This is a genomic window from Flavobacterium succinicans (assembly GCF_001662485.1).
Classification (GTDB): Bacteria; Bacteroidota; Bacteroidia; order Flavobacteriales; family Flavobacteriaceae; genus Flavobacterium; species Flavobacterium succinicans_A.
In genome coordinates, this window is record NZ_JMTM01000070.1 from 178,842 (window position 1) to 195,779 (window position 16,938).

At 34.3% G+C, this 16,938-nt stretch carries 16 protein-coding genes and 1 tRNA gene; 11 read left to right on the forward strand and 6 right to left on the reverse strand.

What is annotated here, in order from left to right; genetic code table 11:
• Nucleotide 1 precedes the first annotated feature (1 nt).
• The 11 genes from murD to FLB_RS13385 all read left to right on the forward strand — a co-directional run bounded on the left by murD (nucleotide 2) and on the right by FLB_RS13385 (nucleotide 11,527).
• Nucleotides 2-1,333: a UDP-N-acetylmuramoyl-L-alanine--D-glutamate ligase gene (murD, locus tag FLB_RS13335; RefSeq protein WP_064716446.1), complete on the forward strand. Its 1,332-nt coding sequence runs from the start codon at nucleotides 2-4 to the stop codon at nucleotides 1,331-1,333.
• Nucleotides 1,334-1,364: 31 nt separating this feature from the next.
• A complete protein-coding gene (locus FLB_RS13340) occupies nucleotides 1,365-2,654 on the forward strand; it encodes an FtsW/RodA/SpoVE family cell cycle protein (protein WP_064716447.1) in 1,290 nt (429 codons plus the stop codon).
• Between the two features lie 44 nt (nucleotides 2,655-2,698).
• Nucleotides 2,699-3,790 (forward strand): undecaprenyldiphospho-muramoylpentapeptide beta-N-acetylglucosaminyltransferase, encoded by a 1,092-nt coding sequence (gene murG, locus FLB_RS13345; RefSeq protein ID WP_064716448.1) that lies wholly within the window; start codon nucleotides 2,699-2,701, stop codon nucleotides 3,788-3,790.
• 33 nt (nucleotides 3,791-3,823) lie between these two features.
• The gene (gene murC / locus FLB_RS13350) at nucleotides 3,824-5,173 is read left to right on the forward strand and encodes a UDP-N-acetylmuramate--L-alanine ligase (protein WP_064716449.1); all 1,350 of its coding nucleotides are present in this window, start codon (nucleotides 3,824-3,826) and stop codon (nucleotides 5,171-5,173) included.
• Complete coding sequence (locus FLB_RS13355; RefSeq protein ID WP_064716450.1) at nucleotides 5,160-5,882, forward strand: cell division protein FtsQ/DivIB; 723 nt, start codon at nucleotides 5,160-5,162, stop codon at nucleotides 5,880-5,882. Before murC ends, FLB_RS13355 begins: the two co-directional genes overlap by 14 nt.
• Before the next feature lie 6 nt (nucleotides 5,883-5,888).
• Nucleotides 5,889-7,286 carry a cell division protein FtsA gene (gene ftsA, locus FLB_RS13360; protein WP_064716451.1) on the forward strand — a complete coding sequence of 466 codons (1,398 nt, stop codon included), beginning with the start codon at nucleotides 5,889-5,891 and terminating at the stop codon, nucleotides 7,284-7,286.
• A 76-nt stretch (nucleotides 7,287-7,362) separates the two neighbouring features.
• Nucleotides 7,363-9,312, forward strand: a complete 1,950-nt coding sequence (gene ftsZ / locus FLB_RS13365) for a cell division protein FtsZ (RefSeq protein ID WP_064716452.1) — start codon at nucleotides 7,363-7,365, stop codon at nucleotides 9,310-9,312.
• Nucleotides 9,313-9,515: 203 nt separating this feature from the next.
• Nucleotides 9,516-9,965, forward strand: coding sequence for a GatB/YqeY domain-containing protein (locus FLB_RS13370; RefSeq protein WP_064716453.1), 450 nt, complete (start codon nucleotides 9,516-9,518; stop codon nucleotides 9,963-9,965).
• A 74-nt stretch (nucleotides 9,966-10,039) separates the two neighbouring features.
• Nucleotides 10,040-10,113: transfer RNA gene (locus tag FLB_RS13375), tRNA-Arg, on the forward strand.
• 68 nt (nucleotides 10,114-10,181) lie between these two features.
• Nucleotides 10,182-10,988: a zinc-dependent peptidase gene (locus FLB_RS13380; protein WP_064716454.1), complete on the forward strand. Its 807-nt coding sequence runs from the start codon at nucleotides 10,182-10,184 to the stop codon at nucleotides 10,986-10,988.
• Nucleotides 10,989-11,107: 119 nt separating this feature from the next.
• Nucleotides 11,108-11,527 carry a CBS domain-containing protein gene (locus FLB_RS13385; RefSeq protein WP_064716455.1) on the forward strand — a complete coding sequence of 140 codons (420 nt, stop codon included), beginning with the start codon at nucleotides 11,108-11,110 and terminating at the stop codon, nucleotides 11,525-11,527.
• 48 nt (nucleotides 11,528-11,575) lie between these two features.
• On the opposite strand, the gene rpe is transcribed toward FLB_RS13385, so the two are convergent.
• The 6 genes from rpe to FLB_RS13415 form a co-directional block, all read right to left on the reverse strand.
• Nucleotides 11,576-12,241, reverse strand: coding sequence for a ribulose-phosphate 3-epimerase (gene rpe, locus FLB_RS13390; protein ID WP_064716456.1), 666 nt, complete (start codon nucleotides 12,239-12,241; stop codon nucleotides 11,576-11,578).
• 333 nt (nucleotides 12,242-12,574) lie between these two features.
• Nucleotides 12,575-13,438, reverse strand: a complete 864-nt coding sequence (locus tag FLB_RS13395; RefSeq protein WP_026707723.1) for an RNA polymerase sigma factor RpoD/SigA — start codon at nucleotides 13,436-13,438, stop codon at nucleotides 12,575-12,577.
• 174 nt (nucleotides 13,439-13,612) lie between these two features.
• On the reverse strand, nucleotides 13,613-13,858 hold the full coding sequence (locus FLB_RS13400) for a hypothetical protein (protein WP_064716496.1): 246 nt from the start codon (nucleotides 13,856-13,858) through the stop codon (nucleotides 13,613-13,615).
• A gap of 151 nt (nucleotides 13,859-14,009) precedes the next feature.
• Nucleotides 14,010-14,756: a LytR/AlgR family response regulator transcription factor gene (locus FLB_RS13405; protein ID WP_064716457.1), complete on the reverse strand. Its 747-nt coding sequence runs from the start codon at nucleotides 14,754-14,756 to the stop codon at nucleotides 14,010-14,012.
• Nucleotide 14,757: 1 nt separating this feature from the next.
• Entirely contained in the window at nucleotides 14,758-16,290 is a 1,533-nt protein-coding gene (locus FLB_RS13410; RefSeq protein WP_064716497.1) for a tetratricopeptide repeat-containing sensor histidine kinase, read from the reverse strand.
• 220 nt (nucleotides 16,291-16,510) lie between these two features.
• The gene (locus tag FLB_RS13415) at nucleotides 16,511-16,900 is read right to left on the reverse strand and encodes a hypothetical protein (RefSeq protein ID WP_064716458.1); all 390 of its coding nucleotides are present in this window, start codon (nucleotides 16,898-16,900) and stop codon (nucleotides 16,511-16,513) included.
• Nucleotides 16,901-16,938 lie beyond the last annotated feature (38 nt).

Genomic DNA, 16,938 nt, shown 5'->3' on the forward strand with positions numbered 1-16,938 from the left:
CATGAGACTAGTTGTTTTAGGTGGTGGCGAAAGCGGTGTTGGAACCGCTATTTTAGGAAAGAAGCAAGGGTATGAGGTTTTTGTTTCTGATTTCGGAAAAATAAAGCAAAATTATAAAGACGTTCTTAATCAATATGAAATTCCATGGGAAGAGGAGCAACACACTGAGGATTTAATTTTAAATGCCACAGTGGTGATGAAAAGTCCCGGTATTCCAGACAAAGCGCCAATGGTAAAGAAATTGGTAGAGAAAGGAATAGCTGTTGTATCTGAAATTGAATTTACAGCTCCTTTTACCAAAGCAATTACTATAGGGATTACAGGAAGCAATGGGAAAACGACTACCACTATGCTTACTTATCATCTGCTCAAAAGTGCAGGTTTGAATGTGGCTTTGGGAGGAAATATTGGAAAGAGTTTTGCTTGGCAAGTAGCAGAGCACGATTATGATGTTTATGTCTTAGAATTAAGCAGTTTTCAATTGGATGGAATTATCAATTACAAGCCACATATTGCAATTCTAACGAATATTAGCCCAGATCATTTGGATCGATACGAATACAAATACGAAAATTATATCGCTTCTAAGTTTCGTATTACCATGAATCAAACCGAATCTGATTATTTGATTTATGATGCAGACGATGAAGCAACGCAAGAATGGTTAAAATATAATACAACAAAAGCACAATTACTCCCTTTTTCTATTTCTCAAACACTGGATTTAGGAGCATTTTTAAAAAACAATACTATGGAAGTTAAAATGAATCAAGAAGAATTTTCAATGGAGACCGAGTACATTGCATTAGAAGGAAAACATAATATGAAGAACGCAATGGCAGCAACATCTGTAGCAAAGTTGATGCAAATTCGAAATGCCACCATTCGTGAAAGTTTATCGAATTTTCAAGGTGTAGAACATCGATTAGAAAAAGTTTTGAAAATTCAAAATGTACAATATATCAATGATTCAAAAGCAACCAATGTTAATGCTACCTATTTTGCTTTAGAAAGCATGAATGTCCCAACGGTATGGATTGTTGGAGGCGTAGACAAAGGGAATGATTACAATGAATTAATGTCTTTGGTACGAGAAAAAGTAAAAGCAATTATATGTTTAGGTATTGATAATTCCAAAATTATTGCTGCTTTCGGTAATGTTGTTGACGATTTAATTGAGGTAAACACCATGAATGATGCTGTTAGAATGGCACAACGTTACACAGAAAAAGGAGATGCTGTACTATTGTCGCCAGCTTGCGCAAGTTTTGATTTATTCGAAAACTATGAAGATCGTGGTCGCCAATTCAAACAAGCAGTTTATAATTTGTAAGTACATAAATCACTAAATTAAAATTTAAATAATGAAGGAACTAGTAAACAAGTTAAAAGGAGATAGAGTAATATGGTCATTCGTGGCTTTATTGGCTTTGTTTTCGTTTATGCCTGTTTTTAGTGCCAGTAGTAATTTGGCTTATATTGGTCTGGGCAAAGGAAATACGTTAGGGTATTTGTTGAAACATCTCGCTCATATTGGTATTGGTTTTTTAATTATTTACTGGGTTCACAAAGTTCCTTACTTGTATTTTAGAGCCATTTCAAAAGCGGCATTGCCCGTTGTTTGGATCATGTTGGCGTATGCTTTAATCAAAGGAACGGTCATCGCTGGAGCTAATGCGAGTCGATGGATTCAAATTCCTTTTATCAAAATTACCTTTCAGCCATCTACCATGGCGGCTATTGTTTTGTTTGTATTTGTAGCTCGTTATTTATCCAAAAAAAGAGAAACACCAGTAGATTTTAAATCTTCTTTAATCGAATTGTGGTTGCCTGTTTTTGTCACGTTAATCTTTATTTTGCCGTCTAACTTTTCTACCACCGCCTTAATTTTTTCGATGGTATTGATGTTAGTGTTTATTGGAAAATATCCATTAAAATATATTGGTTTTATAATTGGTTCGGGCATAGTAATGCTTATGTTTTTTGTGCTAATAGCAAAAGCATTTCCAGAGTCTAGATTCTTTAGTAGAGTAGGTACTTGGGAAAACCGTATTGAACGATTTACCTCAGATAAGGCTGACGAAGACAATTATCAAATCGAAAAAGCTAAAACCGCTATTGCCTCTGGTGGACTCTATGGTTTAGGACCAGGCAAAAGTGTACAGAAAAATTTTCTACCTCAATCCTCCTCTGATTTTATCTTTGCCATTATAGTAGAAGAGTGGGGATTGATAGGTGGTTTATCTGTTCTTGGTTTGTATTTATTACTAATGTTTCGTTTTGTAATTGCATCCCATAAAGCCAACACTTTGTTTGGTAAATTAATTGTAATTGCCCTTGGTTTTCCAATGATTTTTCAAGCGATGATTAATATGGCTGTTGCGGTAGAATTATTGCCAGTTACAGGACAAACCTTGCCTTTGATAAGTAGTGGAGGAAGCTCCATATGGATGACTTGTTTTTCTCTTGGTGTAATTTTGAGTGTGACCAAAAAGGAAGAGGAAATTGCTCAAGAATTAAAAGAGAAACAAATTCGAGAAGAGGCATTGCAAAAACTGATTGATGCCCAACTCGAATCAGATGCTCAAGAAATGGAAGAAGAATATTCTATAGAAGATCAAACCAACCCAATGAATGCGGTACTTAACCGATAGTATCTGATAGTAGTAAATTGTTTATTTGTTCTAAATTTTTTAAGATGTCAAAATTAAAATTCATATTGTGTGGTGGAGGTACTGGTGGTCATATCTATCCAGCAATTGCTATTGCAAATGAGCTAAAGAAGCGATTTCCTCAAGCGGAGTTTCTATTTGTAGGAGCCAAAGACAAAATGGAGATGCAAAAAGTTCCTCAAGCGGGTTATACTATAAAAGGACTTTGGATAGCAGGTTTGCAAAGAAAATTGACGCTTCAAAATGCATTATTCCCATTTAAATTGTTAAGCAGTTTATGGGAATCTAGAAAAATCCTTAAAAACTTCAAGCCTGATGTAGTTATAGGTACAGGTGGATTTGCAAGTGGTCCACTCTTGAATGTGGCAAATAGTTTAAGCATTCCTACGTTGATTCAAGAACAAAATTCGTATCCTGGGATAACCAATAAATTATTAAGTAAAAAAGCCGCAAGAATTTGTGTGGCTTATGAAAATTTAGAACGATTTTTTCCTAAAGAGAAAATGATTTTAACAGGTAATCCTGTTCGTCAAGATTTAATTGATGTTTCTAGTAAAAGAGAAGAAGCTACAGCTTTTTTTAAGCTAGATCCAAAGAAAAAAACACTTTTGGTTTTAGGAGGAAGTTTAGGTGCGAGAAGAATCAACCAATTAATTGAAAAAGAATTGCAAGGTCTTTTGTCGCAAAAAGTTCAGATTATTTGGCAATGCGGAAAATTGTATTTAGATGATTATTCGAAATACAATTCCGAACAAGTGCAAGTAGTTGCTTTTATTGAGCGAATGGATTTGGTCTATGCGGCAGCCGATGTAGTTATTTCTAGAGCTGGAGCTTCATCGGTTTCTGAATTATGTATAGTTGGGAAACCAGTGATTTTTATTCCTTCTCCAAATGTAGCAGAAGATCATCAAACTAAAAATGCGCAAGCTATTGTAGATAAAAAAGGAGCAATTATGATCAAAGAAGCTGCTTTAGAAGATGAATTTAGTTTAGTACTGGAGGCTTTGTTAAAAGATGAAGGGAAACAACAACTCTTGGGGGACAACATAAAAAAATTGGCTTTGCCTCAAGCGACGGTACAAATCGTTGATGAAATTGAAAAGTTATTGAAAAAATAGAGATACTATTTTGTTAATTTTTAAAATCGAAAAATGAACTTAAATCAAATACATAACGTCTATTTTGTTGGCATTGGAGGCATCGGAATGAGTGCTTTGGCTCGTTATTTCAAAAATATTGGAAAACAAGTGTGCGGCTACGATAAAACACCATCGATGTTGACAAACGAACTTGTCGAAAGTGGAATTGACATTCATTTTGAAGATAATGTAGCTTTAATTCCTGCTAGTTTTAAACCTGAGAATACTTTGGTAATTATCACCCCAGCAGTTCCAATATCGCATTTGGAATGGAATTATTTCTTGGCCCAAAATTATGAAGTAAAGAAACGCGCCGAAGTACTTGGAATTATTACTAAAGATACTTTTAGTTTTGCCGTAGCAGGAACACACGGAAAAACAACAACCTCTAGTATTTTAGGGCATATTTTGTTTGAAAGTGGCGCTGATGTTACAGCCTTTATAGGAGGAATTGTCGAAAATTACAACTCTAATTTAATCGGCATGGGCAAAACAGTTACAGTGGTCGAAGCAGATGAATTCGATCGTTCTTTTTTGCATTTGCATCCTAATATTGCTTGTGTGACTTCAATGGATGCAGACCATTTAGATATTTATGGAACCAGTGAGGCTATTGAGGCATCGTTTGTCGAATTTGCTGAAAAAGTTGAAGATAAAAACAAGTTGTTTGTAGCTCATGGACTTCCATTAGAAGGATTGGTTTGCGCTATTGATCAAGACGCACAATTCAAAGCGTATAATGTAAGAGTGGAGGAGGCAAGTTATGTGTTTGATGTACAAACTCCTACAGAAACAATTTCTAATTTACGTTTTGGTTTACCAGGAAGACATAATTTAATGAATGCGTTGATGGCACTGGCAATGGCTAAAACTTACGGCACCCCAACTGAAGCAATTGCTAGTGCTTTATCGACATTTAGAGGAATCAGAAGACGTTTTTCTTATCAAATAAAACGTTCGGATTTGGTGTATATTGACGACTACGCACATCACCCTACAGAAATTAATGCGGTGCATCAAGCCGTTAGAGAGTTGTATCCGAATCAAAAAGTATTGGCTGTTTTTCAACCGCATTTGTTTAGTAGAACTAAAGATTTTGCTGATGATTTTGCAGCTTCCTTATCTAATTTTGACGAAGTCTTATTGCTGGATATTTATCCCGCTCGTGAATTGCCAATGGAAGGTGTAACTTCTCAATGGCTTATGGATAAAATGACTAATAGTGATAAAAAATTGGTAGAAAAAGACCAATTAATAGCTTCAATTCAATCTTCAAATGCAACGGTTATTGTGACTATTGGTGCTGGGGATTTAGGTGAAATGGTACCATCAATAAAAAAAGCGCTAGATGAAACGGTTTAATTGGGCATCCCTTCGTTTATTGTTAATGTTTGGCATGGTGATTTTTTTATATTCTTTCACTGGAAAAAGAAATTTGAATCGAAAAATTACCAAAGCTGAAGTTGTTTTTGTTGGAGAAAATCAACTATTCGTCAAACAAAAAGCGGTTAATAAATTGTTGATAGAAAATAGAGCAGACCCCAAAACTATTGCTAGAGATGCCTTAGATTTGAATAAACTCGAGAAAACCATCGATTCACACCCAATGATTGACAAGTCAGAAGTGTCTGTGAGTGTTGACGGTGTTCTTAAAGCTGTAGTAAAACAAAAGACGCCAATTGCAAGAATTAGTGATGAGGGTGTGTCTTTTTATATTGATTATAAGGGGAATAAAATGCCTTTGTCTAGCAATTATACAGCGAGAGTTCTTCTTGTTTCGGGGGAAATAAACGATAAAAATAAGGAAAAATTTGCCAAGTTATTTCGTGTAATTTACGACGATGTTTTTTTGAAAAAAAACATCATTGGAATACAAGTTATGCCAAATGGTGGCGTTTTGTTGCTGAATAGAAACTACAATTTTAAAATTGATTTTGGACAGTTGATAAATGTGGAACAGAAATTCAAAAATTATAAAGCGTTTTTTCAAAAAGTAGTTTTAGACAGTTCAATCACAAAATACAAAAAGATTGATCTTCGATTTGCGGAACAAGTAGTGTGTACTAAATAATAGAAAATGGAAAAAGAGAATATTGCGGTAGGTCTAGATATTGGAACAACCAAGATAGTTGCCATGATTGGCAAAAAAAATGAATACGGGAAATTAGAAATTTTGGGTGTTGGAAAATCCAAAAGCTTAGGTGTGGCTAGAGGTGTTGTAAACAACATTACTCAAACCATTCAATCTATTCAACAAGCTATTTTTGAAGCAGAAAATAATTCAGGTTATAAAATTAAAGATGTAGTTGTTGGTATTGCGGGTCAACACATTCGAAGCATTCAACACAGCGATTATATCAGCCGAAATAATCCAGAAGAAGTAATTGGTGATTGTGATATTGATTTATTGATTAGTCAAGTACATAAGTTGGCCATGTTACCTGGTGAGGAAATTATACACGTTCTTCCACAAGAGTTTAAAATTGATGGACAATCTGATATCAAAGAGCCTGTTGGGATGTACGGAGGAAGATTAGAAAGTAGTTTTCATATCGTAGTAGGTCAAGCTTCATCGATAAGAAACGTAGGAAGATGCATCCAGAGTTCAGGAATTGAGTTGTCTGGTTTGACTTTAGAACCTTTGGCTTCTTCTGATGCGGTTTTGAGCCAAGAAGAAAAAGAAGCAGGAGTCGCCCTGATTGATATTGGGGGTGGAACTACAGATTTGGCTATTTTCAAAGATGGTATCATCAGACATACAGCGGTAATTCCTTTTGGAGGAAATGTGATTACCGATGATATTAAAGAAGGATGTTCTATTGTAGAAAAACAAGCCGAATTGTTAAAAGTAAAATTTGGTTCCGCTTGGCCAGGGGAAAATAAAGACAATGAAATTGTTTCTATCCCAGGAATCAGAGGTAGGGAACCTAAAGAGATTTCTTTGAAAAATTTATCTAAAATTATCCACGCAAGAGTCGTAGAAATTATTGAACAAGTTTTTGCAGAAATCAAATTATATGGTCACGAAGATCCTCGTAAAAAACTAATCGCAGGAATTGTTTTAACAGGTGGAGGCGCCCAATTAAAACATATTAAGCAATTAGTGGAATATATCACAGGAATCGATACCAGAATTGGTTATCCAAATGAGCATTTGGCAGGTAATTCTGATGAAGAAATTTCAAGTCCATTGTATGCTACTGCGGTAGGTTTGGTAATGAACAGTATTGAGAAAAAAACACAAAGCGCTATCAAAATTGAGAAAAGTCCTGTAATAGAAAGGACACCTTATTATAGAGAACGCGTGGTTGAAACAGCACCACTACCTGAAATCGAAAAACCGGTAGTAGTAGATTTAGAGGTAAAAGAAGAAAGACACGTGCCAAGTGCAGAGTCTACAGAAACTAAAATAAGACGATCTTTTCTAGACAAATATGTAGACAAGATCAAAGAATTTTTAGATAACGCAGAATAAATAATAAAATAAATGCCCTTTTTGTCCCAGCCTAAAGAGCAAATAATATAAATAAGAATTTCAAAAACCCAATAAAATGACAAGCAACTCAGAATTTGGAAGCATTTCATTTGATTTACCAAAGAACCAATCAAATGTGATAAAAGTTATTGGAGTAGGTGGTGGTGGTAGTAATGCTATTAACCATATGTTTAAGCAAGGAATTAATGGTGTTGACTTTATAGTTTGTAACACAGATTCACAAGCTTTGCAAAATAGTTCAGTACCCAACAAAATTCAATTGGGGGTAAATTTAACCGAAGGACTTGGTGCAGGTGCTAATCCTGATGTTGGACATCAATCTGCAATAGAAAGTATCGGTGATATTGAGAAAATGTTGGACAGCAATACTAAGATGGTTTTTATTACCGCTGGTATGGGTGGAGGAACAGGAACTGGTGCAGCGCCAGTAATTGCTCAATTAGCCAAAGAAAGAGATATTTTAACGGTTGGTATCGTTACTTTACCTTTCTTGTTTGAAGGTAAAGTTCGTCAAGAACAAGCGATTATTGGTATCGAAAAGTTGCGTAAGCAAGTTGACTCTTTAATTGTTATCAATAACAACAAATTAAGAGAAGTATATGGTAATTTAGGTTTTAAAGCAGGTTTTTCTAAAGCTGATGAAGTATTAGCAACGGCTTCAAGAGGAATTGCAGAAGTAATCACGCATCACTATACACAAAACATCGATTTAAGAGATGCTAAAACGGTATTGTATAATAGCGGGACAGCAATTATGGGTTCTGCAACGGCTCTTGGCGAAAATAGAGCTAAAGAGGCTATTATTGCCGCATTGGATTCCCCTTTGTTAAACGATAATAAAATTACAGGTGCCAAAAACGTATTGTTGCTTATTGTTTCAGGAACCAACGAAATTACCATAGATGAAATAGGAGAAATTAACGATCATATTCAAAATGAAGCAGGCCATAATGCTAATATCATTATGGGAGTAGGTGAAGACGAATTATTAGGAGATGCTATTTCTGTAACAATTATTGCAACTGGTTTCGACGTAGAGCAGCAAAATGAAATCGTAAATACAGAGCCTAAGAAAATCATCCACACTTTAGAAGAAGAACAAAGAAGTGTGCATAATTTGATCAATACGCCTGTGGCCTCATTTAGTTTGAACGAAACACCATCAGATGCTACAGCTGAACGAGTAGTGTTTGAATTGGAAGAAGAAATCGAGGAAGAAACGCCAGTTGTTTTGGAAGTGAAAAAACCGGTAATGAACAACGACGAACTGATTGTAATGTCTGAGTTTATTAAAAATTTAGATGTTACATTTGAAATCGTGTCTCCGATTGAAGATTTTGATTTTAACATATCGCTTCCTTCCAAAGAAGAGGTTCAAATTCCTCAAGCTACTATGGCAGAAGAGCAAAAACAAACCACCTTTACTTTTGATTTACCAGTAACTTCAAAACCAACTTTTGTCGCTCCAACGGCGCCAGTTGCAGAAGAAAAGGTGATTTTTGAATTGTCAAATGATGCCAATAATATTAATGTAGTTCAACCAATTCAATTTGTCCCTGTGACAGAGTTAACGGATAATGGTGTTATTAAATATTCATTGGAAGAGTACATGGAAGTTGAGAATGATTTTGTACAATCAAAACCACAAGCGAAACAAGAAGAAATTCCTGCAGAGCTCAATATTACCATGAAACAAGTGACTCCAGTCGAAGCTAATGAAATAGTGCCTGAGTCAGTTTCTCCAATGGATATGACTATTGAAGAAACGCTTCGATTTAGAGCGGAAGAGAGAAGAAAAAAACTAAAAGAATTCAATTATAAGTTTCATAATAACATAACTAGAATTGATGAATTAGAGCGAGAACCTGCATACAAACGTCTTGGAGTGGATTTGACAAACACGCAAGCGGTGAATCAAAATTCAAGAATTTCTGTAAGTACAGACAGTAATAATGATTTGCAATTTCGTTCTAATAATTCTTATTTGCATGATAATGTAGATTAAGCATTGATATAAAAGAAAAAATAGCCTGAAATCTATTTCAGGCTATTTTTTTGATTTTTTATAAAAATTTGGAAATTTTTCCGGAGTTGTTAATACCAGTTAAATGTCCTAAATTTGCATTGCTTTTTGCACTTGTACATTTTAGATGAAAATGTAAGTAGCAAATTTCCATTCAAAAAAAAACAAATTAAACATACTACATAATGAGTTTATCAGTACGTATCATGGACGAAATAAAAAACGCCATGAGAGCAAAAGATACTTTGGCTCTAGAAGCCTTAAGAGCAGTTAAGTCAGCTATACTTTTAGCACAAACCGAGAGTGGTGCAAAAGAAGAAATTGCTGCAGAAGAAGAAATCAAATTATTACAGCGTTTGGTTAAACAAAGGAAAGATAGTGCGGCTATTTATACACAACAAGGAAGAGCGGATTTGGCCGAACCTGAGTTGCTACAAGCGGCTGTTATCGAGAAATTTTTGCCTGCTCAATTGAGTGAGGCTGAAGTAGAAGCTGTAGTGGCTAAAATCATTGCAGATAATGATGCATCAGGAATGGCAGCTATGGGTAAAGTAATGGGATTGGCTTCTGCTGAATTGGCTGGAAAAGCTGATGGCAAAACAATATCAACTATAGTAAAAAAGCTATTGTCTTAATTTAAAATTTTTATTTAATTCCAAATTCCTTTTTTTTGGAGTTTGGAATTTTAAAATTTAATTTTATAACTATTGACTGCGTAGTTCAACTGGATAGAATATCAGATTTCGACTCTGAGGGTTGCAGGTTCGAACCCTGCCGTGGTCACAAAAAAAGGATGAGAAATGATTGTGTTTCTCATCTTTTTTTATGGAATAAATGTAAGTATTTAATCAATGGAGTCATTTTTGCTACAATTTTTATTGGTGCTTTTAGGATTAGGCTTTCTTTTGTTTAATGTAATCGAACCCATTTATGTGTTTTTTTATAACAAACCTCTGGTGGTGCATTGGCATTTACTTCCAAGTAGTATTTCTGAAGAACAAAGAAAAATTTTGAGTCAAAATTTTCTATTTTACAATAGATTGTCTTCTAGTAAAAAGCGTTATTTTGAACATAGAATAAATAAGTTCATGGTCAAATATGAATTTATTGGTCATGATATTACAGTCACAAATGAGATGTTTATACTTATTTCTGGAACATATGTGATGTTAACTTTTGGAATGAGACATTATTTAAGTGACTTGTTTCAAAAGATTTTGATTTACCCCACTGCTTATTATTCTACACTAAATGAAGTCTTTCATAAGGGAGAATTTAACCCGAGGATGAAGACGGTCGTTTTTTCTTGGGAAGATTTTTTGTTGGGTCATGGGGTAGCTTCGGATAATGTTAATTTGGGTTTACACGAATTTACTCATGTGTTGCATTTTCATTGTTTGAAAAAAAGAGATGTAAATTCGGTGATTTTTCAGGATGAATATGCTGAAATAGTTACCATTTATAAGACGCCAAATTTGATTCAGGAGATAAATGAAAAAGCCTATTTAAGATTGTATGCTTATGAAAATCAGTTTGAGTTTATTTCGGTATTGCTTGAGCATTTCTTTGAAACACCTAATGATTTTAAGATGATCCATCCTCAATTATATCTTCATGTGAAACGAATGATCAATTATAACGAAAATCATTTTATTTAGATATAAAAGAATTTATAGTTCATTTATATTATGAAAAAAAAATCACTTTCTGCCTGATAATCATCAGGTTTCTTGCCTTTTTTTTATTTTATATTTGGATATATTTAAAATTTAGGATTATGAAAAGCAATGTCCCAGTTTCCGAAATAATGTCCAAAAATTTAGTAAAGTTACAGTTGACTGATGATTTAACTAAAGCTGAATCGCTATTCAAACACCATAAAATTAGACATATTCCAGTTGTTAATGGGAATAAGATTTTAGGTATTTTGAGTTATACCGATTTACTGCGCATCTCTTTTGCAGATGCCATTGATGACGATGAAGAAGTGATTGATACTACCGTTTATAATCTATTTTCTGTAGAGCAGGTGATGGTAAAAAAAGTAACAACTGTAGGGCCAGAAACGACAATAAAGGAAGCGGCAAAAATTTTGGCGCACAATGATTTTCATGCTTTGCCTGTATGTGAAGGGGAATTGCTTGTGGGAATCGTTACTACAACCGATTTGATTCAGTTTTTGATTGATAATTACTAAGCGAAAAGGCTATCTTGTTAGAACGAGATAGCCTTTTGTTTTAGTTTTTTATAGCGTAGTAATTTGTTTCAAATCTGCTATAGTTGCTGTTGGATTTGTTGCTTTGAAAACAAAACTTCCAGCTACCAAAACATCAGCTCCAGCTTCTACTAAGGCTGCTGCGTTTTTATTGGTTACCCCGCCGTCAATTTCAATGATGGTGTTGGCTCCTTTTTTTATGATTAAATCTTTCAGCCTACTTACTTTAGTATAGGTGTTTTCAATGAAAGATTGTCCTCCAAAGCCTGGATTTACACTCATGATACAAACCAAATCAATATCATTAATTACATCTTCTAGTAAATCAATGGAGGTGTGTGGATTGATGGCAACACCCGCTAGCATTCCTTCAGCTTTAATGGCTTGTAAGGTGCGGTGAAGGTGGTTGCAAGCTTCATAATGAACGGTTAATACATTGGCACCCAAATCAGCAAACGTTTTGATGTAGCGATCAGGATCAACAATCATTAAGTGTACATCAATTGTTTTGGTAGCATGCTTAGCAATTGCTTCTAAAACGGGCATTCCAAACGAAATGTTTGGTACAAATACACCATCCATGATGTCAATATGGAACCAATCCGCTTGGCTGTTGTTGATCATCTCTACATCGCGTTGTAAGTTAGCAAAATCGGCTGCAAGAACCGAGGGTGCTATAATTGTGTTTTTGCTCATTGTTGTGTTGTGTTATTTTTTTGGGCAAAGATAATTTTTTTAATCGCAAAGTTTGCAAAGAATTGATACAGATTGAAGCTTGTCGTAAAACAGATTTTTTTGGCTTTGCTTACGCAGCAAAAAACAAAACTCCGGATACCCGAGCGAAAGCGAACTGACCGGCGTTTTGTTTGCCCTGCAAAAAACAAAACTCCGGTAATCAGCCGGAGTTTTCAATCATCAATCAAAAAACGAACAGTTAATCAGGCTGTCGTTACTTTTAAAATTCCAATTATGCTGAAATTCCAAATCCAAAAATAATAAAAATGTAATTTGAAATTTACTTTTTGGAATTTATCCTAAATAGGTTTTTAATATTTTACTTCTAGAAGTATGTTTCAATCTTCGGATAGCTTTTTCTTTAATTTGACGAACACGCTCACGAGTTAAGTCAAATGTTTCACCAATTTCTTCTAAAGTCATTGGGTGTTGATCGCCTAAACCAAAATACAAACGAACTACATCTGCTTCTCTTGGAGTAAGCGTTTCTAAAGAACGCTCAATTTCCGTACGTAAGGATTCGTGAATTAATTCTCTGTCTGGATTTGGAGATTCTCCTGAACGTAAAACGTCATAAAGGTTGGAGTCTTCTCCCTCAACTAAAGGTGCGTCCATCGATAAGTGACGGCCAGAGTTTTTCATAGACTCTTTAACGTCATTTACAGTCATGTCTAGCTCTTTTGCAATTTCTTCTGCAGAAGGTGGGCGCTCATTAGATTGCTCTAATAAGGCGTACATTTTGTTGATTTTATTGATAGAACCAATTTTGTTTAATGGCAAACGAACGATACGTGATTGTTCTGCTAAAGCTTGAAGAATCGATTGACGAATCCACCATACCGCATACGAAATGAATTTGAATCCACGAGTTTCATCAAAACGTTGTGCTGCTTTAATCAATCCTAAGTTTCCTTCATTGATCAAATCGGGTAACGTTAATCCTTGATTTTGATACTGTTTGGCAACAGATACTACGAAACGTAAATTAGCTTTAGTGAGTTTTTCTAAAGCTCTTTGATCACCGGCTTTGATTTTTTGTGCTAATTCTACTTCTTCATCGGCAGTAATTAAGTCTACCTTTCCTATTTCTTGCAAGTACTTGTCTAATGATGCAGTTTCACGATTGGTGACCTGCTTGGTGATTTTAAGTTGTCTCATGGTATTTGTCTCCTTATGGTTTAAGTGTACAAATGTTATACGAGTGGTATTTCAAAAAAGTTACATAATTATCATTTTTTTTCAATGAAAAAATAAAATACCCCAACTTTACTATGAAAGATGGGGTGGTTGATTGAAAAATAATTTCTTTTTTCGGTTGCTTAAGTATTTGATTTATAGGTCATCAGTAGTTTTTAGGATTTCGTCAAAAAGGTTTTTTAAAGATTTGACATACAATGGAAAACCAAGGGCTAAAAAAAGATATTCTTTTCTTAAAACAGTCACATCATCTAGAATTTGATATAAGCTTGGCACTATTATTAGTAAGGAAACCAAGATTCCAATCCATGGATTTAGTTTGGCAGTTAAAAGTTGTTTCAAAAGTTTCATCTCAAATTGGTTTTTTGCTGCTATACTCATTTTAGTTGCTTTGTTAATTATAGCGTAAAAGTAATTTGATTGGATAGATGTATGAAAGACATTGTCATCAACCACCTTTTTTTTGTCATAAAAGCACTGTTCTTGATTGGTATAAAAAAAGGAGACTTGTTGGTTGGGATTGTATCTGTTTTTAAGACAAAACATTCATTTTCTTAATGAAGTCTTTGTAGGTGTCGCTCAGGTTGACTTTGTGTCCGCCTTGGACGATGATTAAATTGTCGGCGAGGATGATTTCTTCGATTTTGCTTACATTGACCAAATAATTGCGATGGGTTTTGATGAATTGATTAGTGTTGAGTAAACCGCCAATTTTGGTGAGTGAAATCAAAATCACAAATTTTTCTTTCTCGGTAATGATGTTGCAATACCGTTCCTCTACTTCTATGTAGAGAATGTCTTTTAGGGCTACTTTTTTTAAGGAATTTTTTTTCTTGATGAACAAATAATCATGGGTCACCACGGTATCTTGTTCTTCGCTTTGAAAGACTTGGTTTTGGGCATAAAATTTTTCTACCGCCATTTCAATAGCATATAAAATTTCTAATGGATTGAAAGGTTTCATTAAGAAACTAAACGGTTTAGTAAGTTTGGCTCTTTCGAAGATTTGACGGTCTTGCGAACTGGTTAAAAACACAAAAGGCTTTACTGCATTGGGAACAATACTAATTGCTTCTGCAAAAGCAATGCCGTCGGGTTTTCCATCTAAAAAAACATCTATGATGGCTATGTCGATCTTTTCATTATAAAACAACGTTAAGGCCTCCTTAAAGGTTCTTGCTACCCCAACAATGTTATAGTTGTTTTCCAAAAGTACTTTGCTCAAAGCGTTGCTTTCTTCTAGCGTATCTTCAATGATTAGAATGTTGATGGTGTCCATGTTATACAGTTTTTGGGAATGATAAAATCATTTTAGTGCCTTTGTTGAGTTCGCTTTCTATGGCGAGCGTGCCTCCATTTTTTTTAATCATTTGTTTGCATAATTGCATGCCAAGTCCTGTTCCTATGATTTCTGAATTGCTTTTCTTGGCTAATAGTTCGTTGTCTTGCAATAACTCGGCTATGGTTTCTGGGCGCATCCCGATGCCTTGATCTTCAATAATCAATTGATGGAACTCGGATGGGGTGTCTAGGCTATAAAAGCGAATGCTGCTGTGCTCTGGAGAGAATTTGATAGCATTGTCCAACAAGTTGCGCAAAATTATTTTTAACGAATCGAGATCTACGAAGATGAAACCATTTTTGGATACTTCGTTTTCAAAGGCAATTGTTTTTTCTAACAGCAAAGGTTTGTAGCTGTATTCTATTTGTTGTACAATAGAAAACAAATGTACCGAGTCTTTATGGAAATACAATTGTTGGGTTTGCAATAACGCCCAGTGCAGCAAATTGTCTAGTAAACTGTAAGCACTGTTGGCGATCGCGCTGTTTTGATGGAGGAGTCTGTCAAGCTCGTCGTAGTTTTTGGATTCTAGGGAACTGGTGAGTTTGGTGTTGCTGGTTTTGAGCGCATTGACGGACGAACGCAAATCGTGACTTACAATGGAAAACAGTTGGTCTTTGGTCGCATTGAGCTCGTCTAGTTTCTCTTTTTGGCTTAAAATAATTTTCGTGTTTTTCTCCTTTTGACCATAGATATACACACCACCTGTTAAAAGGAGTAGTAAACCTATGGTAGAGAAAAACATGGTATTGCGTTGCGTGTTTTTTAATTCATTTTCTACTTTGAGTACCGAGATTTGTTTTTGTTTTTGCGCTACCGCATATTTTTTCTCATATTCCGCTACAGCCCAAATTTTGTTTTGGTTGTAAAGGGAATCCTTCCATTGTTCATATTCTTTCCTATAGATTAGCGCTTTGTTTAAATTACCGAAATCTTCTTCAATTATAGATAAGTTTTTTGCTACAATTGATTTTTTTTCAAAATCATTAAGATTTTGAGCAGCTAGATATGCTTTTTTGAAATAGATATTTGCTTCCTCATTTTTTTCTTGCATGTAATATAAATTTGCAATAATATTATGGCTAGAATAGATACTTTCAAAATTGCCTTCTTTTTCCCGTATTAAAAGATTTTTATTAAGATATTTTTCTGATTTTTTATATTCATTTAGAAAAAGATAAGCTACTCCTATGCCTTCATATATATCGCCTAAGCTATAGAGTTTACTTTCTTTTTTTGATATACTCTCAATTTCTTTGTAATGTAAAATAGCTTCATTAAATAAACCTAGTTCAATTGAATTTTTACCTAGCATTATTTTTTTTAAAGGATAAATTTCTTTAGAATTAGATATTAAAAGTAATTCCTTTTTACTTTCTTTATAAAGATTCTTGTAATAGAAAGCGTTAGCTCTAAAATAATGGCAATAATCTGTAAGTTCTTTATTGAAGTTTGAATTTATTTGTTTCATAGAATAAACTAAAGTAGAGTCCCAATTTTTTTTTAAAAAATAAAACTGGGCTCTATTGAAGTTAGTCTGCGACTTGAATTTTATTGCTTTTTTCATAAGATTTTTATTTAAAAAATCATTAGGATATAATGAAATTTGTGTAAAAAACATTTGAAAAAAAAATATAGAAGCAATGTAATGCTTGCGTTTACACATTGTTCATAGTCATTAATTAAAAAAATTATAGTTTAATGACAGTGCCCTTAGAAGTTTCGGGATCTAAGTTTACCATAAAAGATTCAATTTCTGTTATGTTTCCAACAGTGTCTGAAGTATAATCTACTTCTATATAATACACATCGCAAGTTTCTGGGGTTGCTTCCGAGAAATTGTAATCATAATTCATGGTTAGTACATTGCCATTTTCTGTTGGTGTTTGTACTGTTGGGGCTACAGTGTCCTCGGAGTTCATGTATAAAGTAGCTCTAATTTTTAGCGTCAAAGCACCACCTGCTGGGGTGTAGAATTTTGCTGAAACCAAAGGAGAAACAGGGTATTGTACCGTTTCGGGGCTTGTAAAAGTAAAAGGAGTTGTGTTAATTTTTGTGTTTTGAATAACTGTAAATGCCATGTTTGTAAATGATTTATAAGGTTAATAAGGTTAAAGAT

Excerpts from the sequence above, each read along its gene's own strand:
- FLB_RS13400 (WP_064716496.1), bottom strand. The coding sequence starts at position 13,858 with ATGAGTATAGCAGCAAAAAACCAATTTGAGATGAAACTTTTGAAACAA.
- murC (WP_064716449.1), top strand. The coding sequence starts at position 3,824 with ATGAACTTAAATCAAATACATAACGTCTATTTTGTTGGCATTGGAGGC.
- murG (WP_064716448.1), top strand. The coding sequence starts at position 2,699 with ATGTCAAAATTAAAATTCATATTGTGTGGTGGAGGTACTGGTGGTCAT.
- FLB_RS13410 (WP_064716497.1), bottom strand. The coding sequence starts at position 16,290 with ATGAAACAAATAAATTCAAACTTCAATAAAGAACTTACAGATTATTGC.
- FLB_RS13395 (WP_026707723.1), bottom strand. The coding sequence starts at position 13,438 with ATGAGACAACTTAAAATCACCAAGCAGGTCACCAATCGTGAAACTGCA.
- FLB_RS13380 (WP_064716454.1), top strand. The coding sequence starts at position 10,182 with ATGGAGTCATTTTTGCTACAATTTTTATTGGTGCTTTTAGGATTAGGC.
- FLB_RS13340 (WP_064716447.1), top strand. The coding sequence starts at position 1,365 with ATGAAGGAACTAGTAAACAAGTTAAAAGGAGATAGAGTAATATGGTCA.
- murD (WP_064716446.1), top strand. The coding sequence starts at position 2 with ATGAGACTAGTTGTTTTAGGTGGTGGCGAAAGCGGTGTTGGAACCGCT.
- FLB_RS13370 (WP_064716453.1), top strand. The coding sequence starts at position 9,516 with ATGAGTTTATCAGTACGTATCATGGACGAAATAAAAAACGCCATGAGA.
- ftsZ (WP_064716452.1), top strand. The coding sequence starts at position 7,363 with ATGACAAGCAACTCAGAATTTGGAAGCATTTCATTTGATTTACCAAAG.
- FLB_RS13355 (WP_064716450.1), top strand. The coding sequence starts at position 5,160 with ATGAAACGGTTTAATTGGGCATCCCTTCGTTTATTGTTAATGTTTGGC.
- FLB_RS13385 (WP_064716455.1), top strand. The coding sequence starts at position 11,108 with ATGAAAAGCAATGTCCCAGTTTCCGAAATAATGTCCAAAAATTTAGTA.
- FLB_RS13415 (WP_064716458.1), bottom strand. The coding sequence starts at position 16,900 with ATGGCATTTACAGTTATTCAAAACACAAAAATTAACACAACTCCTTTT.
- ftsA (WP_064716451.1), top strand. The coding sequence starts at position 5,889 with ATGGAAAAAGAGAATATTGCGGTAGGTCTAGATATTGGAACAACCAAG.
- FLB_RS13405 (WP_064716457.1), bottom strand. The coding sequence starts at position 14,756 with ATGGACACCATCAACATTCTAATCATTGAAGATACGCTAGAAGAAAGC.
- rpe (WP_064716456.1), bottom strand. The coding sequence starts at position 12,241 with ATGAGCAAAAACACAATTATAGCACCCTCGGTTCTTGCAGCCGATTTT.